The organism is Aquabacterium sp., assembly GCF_004297345.1.
In the GTDB taxonomy this organism is placed as follows: Bacteria; Pseudomonadota; Gammaproteobacteria; order Burkholderiales; family Burkholderiaceae_C; genus Aquabacterium.
The window spans coordinates 1-6,825 of record NZ_SCTN01000080.1 but is presented as its reverse complement, the minus strand read 5'-3'; the positions used below and the strand labels follow the sequence as shown (position 1 = coordinate 6,825).

The 6,825-nt window shown below is 61.7% G+C and carries 5 protein-coding genes; all 5 read right to left on the bottom strand.

Annotation, left to right across the window (positions count from 1 at the left end):
• Positions 1 to 770 (bottom strand): ATP-binding protein (locus EPO09_RS02370; RefSeq protein ID WP_290639784.1); only part of this gene is annotated, 770 nt, incomplete at its 3' end.
• 23 nt (positions 771 to 793) lie between these two features.
• Positions 794 to 1,642, bottom strand: a complete 849-nt coding sequence (locus tag EPO09_RS02365) for an HDOD domain-containing protein (RefSeq protein WP_290639783.1) — start codon at positions 1,640 to 1,642, stop codon at positions 794 to 796.
• The gene (locus EPO09_RS02360) at positions 1,624 to 1,815 is read right to left on the bottom strand and encodes a hypothetical protein (RefSeq protein ID WP_290639782.1); all 192 of its coding nucleotides are present in this window, start codon (positions 1,813 to 1,815) and stop codon (positions 1,624 to 1,626) included. The genes EPO09_RS02365 and EPO09_RS02360 overlap by 19 nt, the downstream gene beginning before the upstream one ends.
• A 4-nt stretch (positions 1,816 to 1,819) precedes the next feature.
• A complete protein-coding gene (locus EPO09_RS02355; RefSeq protein WP_290639780.1) occupies positions 1,820 to 4,801 on the bottom strand; it encodes an EAL domain-containing protein in 2,982 nt (993 codons plus the stop codon).
• Between the two features lie 252 nt (positions 4,802 to 5,053).
• Positions 5,054 to 6,825: serine hydrolase (locus EPO09_RS02350; protein WP_290639779.1), on the bottom strand; the 1,772-nt coding region annotated here is incomplete at its 5' end.

Here is a 6,825-nt window from a genome sequence, read left to right as displayed (position 1 = left end):
TGCTCCTTGGCGATGCCGCAGCCGTTGTCCTCCACTTCAATCCACACTTGTTCGAGCTCGCCTTCTCCTGATCGGCCCGTGCGGATGGTGATAGTGCCGCGTTCAGCGGTGATGGCATGAGCAGCATTGATCAACAGGTTCATGATGACCTGGTTGATTTCAGACGGCAGACACTCGACATCAGGCAGGTCGCCAAACGCCTTGATGACTTCAGCCTTGTACTTGATCTCGTTGTTGACGATGTTGAGCGTCGATTCGATGCCCCGATGCAGATTGGCCCAGACCCACTCCTGGCTGGAGCCCACGCGAGAGAAGTCTTTGAGGTCGCTGACGATTTTGCGAACCCTGGAGATGCCCTCACGAGACTCCTGCATCAGGTTGGGGATGTCTTCCTTGAGATAGTCCAGCTCGATCTGTTCGCGCAGCTTCTTGAGCTGTTGCCCATGCGGCGTGTCGATCATGTAGCGCTCGGCCTCCTCGTAGGCTGACAGCATCTGAAACAGGTGCACGAGGTAGCGCTCCAGCGTGCCGAAGTTCGAGAAGATGTAGCCAATCGGGTTGTTGATCTCGTGGGCGACACCAGCCGCCAGTTGCCCGATGGAGGCCAGCTTTTCAGACTGCACGAGCTTGTCTTGCGTGGCGGACAGCTTGGCGTTGAGGATCTTGAGCTCCTCGTTGGCGCGCAGCAGTTCGTGCACCTGATGAGGGCCGCTGCATTGGTGGCAGGTATCCGTCTGATCACCAGCCCGGCTTGAATCAATGGTGTGCATGGCGGACTCCTTGTGGCTTCAGTTCAGATGTGCAAGGCGGTGCAGACGCCTTCGAACTGGCGCTCCACATCGGCAAACAGTTGGAGGCAGGCGTCGTTGCCCGGTGCGATGGCGGCCCAGACGGCTGGCGGCGTGGGCGGCACAGCCTCGTCGGCCTCGCCAGACAGACCCAGCGCATGCGAGATGGCATCGGCCAGATGCGCCACGCCCACGAGGCCCTGGCCTGGGCGTGTGTCCGGCGCGTGGTGATGAGCGATCGCCTCGACAACCAGTGGCGAGAACTGCCAGCGCTCTGCCAGCAGCGCGCCAATCACCGTGTGATCGGTGCCCAGAACGGCTTGCTCGGCTTCGATGTTGATGCAGTCATGCGATTGCTTGTAGTCGGCAACGGCGGCCAGGCGTTCCGGCACGATGCAGGCCAGTGCCAGTTGCCCGATGTCGTGCAGCAAGCCCACAGTGAAGCCCAGATCAGGGTTGAGATGCTGGGTGCGGGCCAGTGTCTGGCCTGCCAGCGCAGCCCCCAGGGCATGACGCCAGAAGACCCGTGGATCAAACCCGGGGCGGGGGCGCACCTTGATGGTGTCGGATGCCGCGGCGGCCAGCACCAGCAGCCCCACGGTGCGCCGGCCCAGCATCTGCAGGGCCTCAGGGATGGTCTGGATCTGGCGGCTGAGGCCGTAGAACGATGAGTTGGCCAACCGCAAGGCCTTGGCGCTCAAGCCCGGATCCTTGGCCAGGCGATCAGCCAGGTAATCGCCACTGACGCCGTCGTCGTTCATCAATCGCACCAGCTCGGTCACGATCTCGGGCAGCGCGGGCAATTCCTTGACCTGCGCCGTGATGTGTTCTGCGCTCAGGTGTTGGGTGTACATGCCGAGGCCTCCTGCCTGTAGCGCAAGATCAGGTGCAGCAAGGGGCTGACCTGGCCTGAGCGCAGGGTGTGCCTGAAGCGGTGCTCCAGCATCGCTTGCAAGACGCCTCGATCAGCGGTGCTCTCTGGCAGCACAGGCGGTTCGAGCGCAGGGGTTTCTTCAGTCGTGCGCATGGCGTCATCCTTTCGCCTGAGGTGTTTGTGGTGGTGGCAGGGCCAGGCTGTTCTGGCTGGGTATCAGCACCATGAGCGAGCCGCGTGAGCGGGTGTTGCCGGTCATCGGGCGGCAGACGGCGCGATAGGCTTGGCCGCGCACGGTGATGTCGTGATAGCGGCCATCGCTGAGCCGCCATACATCTGCCAGCGCGCTTTCGGGTGCATCGTTCACGTGCAGGCCCAGCATGCCGGAGGACCCGGCGAACACCCGCTCGGCTTCGGAGTTCATGAAGGCCACCATGCCCCCTTGGTCCAATCCGATCACGGGGGTGGGCATGTTCTCCAGCATCTCGCGCGCGACCACCAGGCTGGTTTCCTCCCGATGGATGTGCTCGCGCTGTGATTCCAGCAGGTGTTTGAGCCGGCCATTGACCTCAGCCAGTTCACGATTGGCCTCTTGCACTTCCCGGTCCAGGCGTTTGTTGTCGTCGGCCATCTCCTTTTGATGGAAGGCCTCCTGGATGTGGGTTCGCACGTGCTCGTCATCCCAGGGTTTGGTCAGGAACTTGTAGATGGCGCCTTCGTTGATCGCATCTGTGATGGTGCGCAATTCCGTGAAGCCGGACAGCACCATGCGGATGGTCTCCGGGTACAGCTCCTTGGTTCTGCGCAGGAACTCCACACCCGTCATGCCGGGCATGCGCTGGTCCGACACGATGACGTCCACTTCGTTTTCTGCCAGCTTCTGCAGGCCCTCCGGCCCGCTTTCCGCCGTCACGATGTGATAGCCATCCTTGCGCAACAGGCGCTTGAGCGCGCTCACGATGTTCTGGTCATCATCCACGACCAACAGCGTGCGCGTGCGCTTCTTGCGGCCCAGCATGTGGTCGGGCAGCGAGCGGCCCTCCGTGAGCATGGCCACGAATTCGTGCTCGTCCATTGGCGGGCTGAACAGGAAGCCCTGCATCTGGTCGCACTGATTGGCGCACAACAAGGCCAGCTCGCCCACGTTCTCGACGCCGACTGCCAGCACCTTCTTTTGCAGGCCATGCGCCATGTTGATGATGGCGCGGGTGATGGACACATCCTGCGTTTCGGTGGTGACATCGGGCACGAGAGACCGGTCGATCTTGACCACATCAATCGGCAGCCTGCGCAGGCTTTGCAAGCTGGCGTAGCCTGTGCCGAAGTCGTCCAGCGCGATCGATACGCCAATGGCCTTGAGGTGCTGCAGGGTGTCGGCTACGGCCTCTTGCTGGTCGTGCAGCATGCGTTCGGTCAGCTCCACGGTCAGCAGGTGAGGCGGCAAGCCACTTTGGATCAGCGTGGCTTCGATGACGCCGGCAAGTTGGGGTTGCTGCAGTTGCTTGGGCGACAGATTGACGGCCACGCGAATGGGCTGCGTGCTGTGCTTCTGCCAGTCGGCGGCGGCCTCGCATGCCCTCGCCAGCACCCATTCACCAATGGCCAGTATCTGTCCGGTGTCCTCGGCAATGGGGATGAAGTCGGCCGGAGAGACCTGCCCCAGCTCAGGGTGACGCCATCGCAGCAGGGCTTCCGCCCCGACGATGCGGCCGTGAGTCAGGTCGATCTGAGGTTGAAAGGCAAGTTGAAATTCGTGTCGCTCCAATGCCCCACGCAAGGCCGCTTCGATCGCCATGCGGGCGCTGATGCGGGCATTGGCCTGGGGCGTGTAGCTGTAGACCCGGTTAGGCCCTTGCGAGATGGCCATGCGCATGGCCGCCTGCGCCTGGCGCAGCACGTTTTCAGGCTCACCTGTGTCACGCGGGAAGACCACCGCACCGATGTTGCAGCTCAACTGCAGGGTCTTGTTGTTGAGTTGTATGGGGCTCGTCGCGGCCTCTTGCATGGCGCGGCTCAGTTGCAGCACCGCGTCGTCGCCGATGTGGGGGGCGTGGCTGAACATCAGGGCGAATTCGCCACCACCCAGATGGGCCAGCAGATCCGTGCCCTTGGGGATGAGCGACAGCCGCCTCGTCAGGATCTGCATCACCTGGTCGCCGCTTGCAAAGCCTTCCACCTCATTGATGTGCTGCAGCTCATTGAGCCCCATCACCAGGATGGCGATGTTGCGGTGGTCCATGATGGCGAGCATCGCCTCGCTGCGCAGGCGCTCGCGAAACAGCTGCTGATTGGGCAGGCCGGTGATGTCGCAAAACTGCAGGACGCGTGGCCCTGATGACGCGGGCGCGGCCGCGCTGTTGGTGCTGTCTTGCAAGGCGATCAGGGCCAGTTCCACGTCACCTTGCTGCGCGTATTGGACGCTCAGTTGAACCTGGAGCTTGCGGCCATTGGCCGTGCACCAGTCGCTGCTCAGGGTGCGGTGGCCTACTTGCTTGAGCGACTGCAGTGATTCCTGCCAGCTGTCTGGCCGGCGATGCGGCGCAATCGAGAAGATGGGCAGCGTCAGAAGGTGATCGCGACGGTAGCCCAGCAGTTTGCAGACGGCCTCATTCGCATACTGGATGCGTGCATGCTGATCCACGGCCATGATGGGGGTGGGCAGCCTGTCCAGAATCAGGCCATGCAGCCACAGGGCCTGCAATTGCTGCTGTTGCTGTTCCTGTTGTTGCTGGGCCAGGCGCATGGCCTGACGCGATTCGGTGATGTCCGTGACGGTGACCAGATCCGCGTCCACGCCGCCTACCAATACCCGCATGCCACACAACTTGGCATCAAAGCAGCTGCCGTCCTTGCGCAGGCATTGCACCTCATAGGGCAACTCCGGCACCATGCGCCGGCGGCGGCGCACATGCACCATGACGGTGTCTCTGTCTTCCGGTGCCGTGAGGGACAGGCTGCTCAATGTGGACAGGTCTTCTGGCGTGTAGCCGAACAGATCCTGAAGGGCCTGATTGGCATACAAGAACCTGCCGTCACGAGCCACGAATGCCCCTGCAGGCAGATCGCCCAACAAGGCATGCCAATCCCAATCATCGTGGTCGGATGTGGATGCGGCTGGAGAAGAATCTGCGGCAGGCATGAAGGCACTTACCCATCTGGATAACGTGGACTTCGGCTCCTCCAACCGAAGTGCGAGGCCGCTTCTGATGAGCCGCCATTGGTTCAGGATATCGGCGTGATGTTGCGAGGTGGAGGGGGGCTGATCGATTCATTCGCGGGGCACTGTGATGAATTACCGCCTCGCCCAGGTGATCAACGGATTGCAGTGAACAAAGAAAAATGGGCGGAGAAAACTCCCCGCCCATTGATCATTTGATGAGGTGACTTGTGATCATGGTTTGATGTAGAGCGAGCTGTTGTAAGCCTTCTCCAGCACGCCTTGTGCGCCGCCACCGCCTGTGATGTTCGAGTTGATGAACAGCACACCCAGCACGCGAGGGCCGGTCACCGGGCCGAACATGGCCACCGAGGTGGTGATGTTGTCACACACGCCGTTGGCATCGCAAGCAGCGCCCCAGCCGCCGTTCTTTTCAAGCTCACCGTTGTTGTCCACGTCCCAGCCCAGGCCGCGTTGGCGCATGGTTTCGAACAGGTCCTTGCCATTGGATGCAGCCAGGATCTTGCCGTCCTTGGCGTTGAGGCTCAGCATCACCTTGGCCATGTCTTCCACAGACAGGTACCAACCCGCTGCGCCGCAGATCAAGGACACGTCACCCCAGTTGGTGCCGCCCGTGTTGTCAGCAGGGCCTTTATAGGCATAGGCGAAGTTGGTGTTGTTGACGGGGGGCTTGCAGCTCACGCCGTTCTGGCCGACCAGATTGAACACGTTTTGCTGAACCAGTTGTGTGTATTGATTGGCCAGCGTTTGTGGGCGTGTGGCCTGGTTGGCATCTTCCGCAAAGCCGGCCACCTTGGGCAGCAGCACACGCATGATGGCGAAGTTGTAGTTGCTGTAGCACCAGCCCTGGTTGTTCACGTTGACGGGGTTGGATGGGTTGACCACACCGGAGCCCTGGCACATGGTGTTGGCGTTGGTGTTCACGGCTTGCGTGAAGAAGGCCTTGAGCTTGGCGTAGTCCATCGAGACATTGCCGTAGTCCTTGATGCCGCTGCGCTGGCCCAGCAACTGTGCGAAGGTGATGTTCTTGATGTAGTTGCTTTGCAGTGTCCAGTCGGCTGGGAGATACGGGCCGATGGCGGCATCCAGGCTCACGCCCTTTTGATCCAGCAGGCGAACAGCAGCAATCGTGGTCACCAGCTTGCTGACGCTGGCCACTGTGATCTTGGTGTCGGACTTGAATGCGGTTTCAGGTGCATCAGCCGCCGTGCGGGCATCGCCATGGCCGCCGAACTTGGGGTACTGGCCCACGAAGAAGCTGTAGCCCGTGACCTTGCCATCCAACTGGTTGCGCACGCTCTTTTCGATGTCGCAGACCTTCACGCATTGGTTGCCCGAGCAGATGGGCACACTGGGTGGCACCTTGGCGTAGTCACTCCAGCCTTCCTTGACCAGCAGGGATTCGCGGTGTGGATCCATGGGAGTCTGGGCTTGTGGGCCGCGCCAATCGAGCACGCTGCTGAATTGAGGTCCGCACACATTGCGGTACTGCGTGTTCCACTGGCTGTATTGCTGGTCTTCAGGCAATTGGGATTGCGCGGCTGGCAGCACGGCATCCAGGTGCACGCTGACCGTGGTCGATGCGCCTGGTTGCAGTGTCGGGATGCTGACGCCGGAGGTGTTCTGCCGCATCAGCACATTGGCGTCCTTCACGGCCAGCCAGGCTGGATCGGTGACGACCTTGCTGGTGTTGGTCAGCTTCAGTGTGACGTCGGCGCCGGCGTAGTGCAGTTGCGTGAGCGGCACCACGCCGATCTTCTCGTCATAGCTGACGATCTCCACTTTCGGGAAGTTGGCGCTGGGCCCGAAGATCACGGTTGAGGTGTTCACGGTGCCAACGGGGGCTGTGCCGATTGGGGTGGTCGGGCTGGTGGTGATGACGGGTGTGCCGCTGGCCGCGAAGGCATAAAGCGGCAGGAAGGTCGCGGCAAAGCCGGCAGCAAAGCTGGTGAGTGCAAAGGCGCCGTGGAAGAGGCGATGGCGGG

What these genes read in the sequence shown, in the direction of transcription:
- EPO09_RS02365 (WP_290639783.1), bottom strand. Translation starts at nt 1,642, where the DNA reads ATGTACACCCAACACCTGAGCGCAGAACACATCACGGCGCAGGTCAAG.
- EPO09_RS02360 (WP_290639782.1), bottom strand. Translation starts at nt 1,815, where the DNA reads ATGCGCACGACTGAAGAAACCCCTGCGCTCGAACCGCCTGTGCTGCCA.
- EPO09_RS02355 (WP_290639780.1), bottom strand. Translation starts at nt 4,801, where the DNA reads ATGCCTGCCGCAGATTCTTCTCCAGCCGCATCCACATCCGACCACGAT.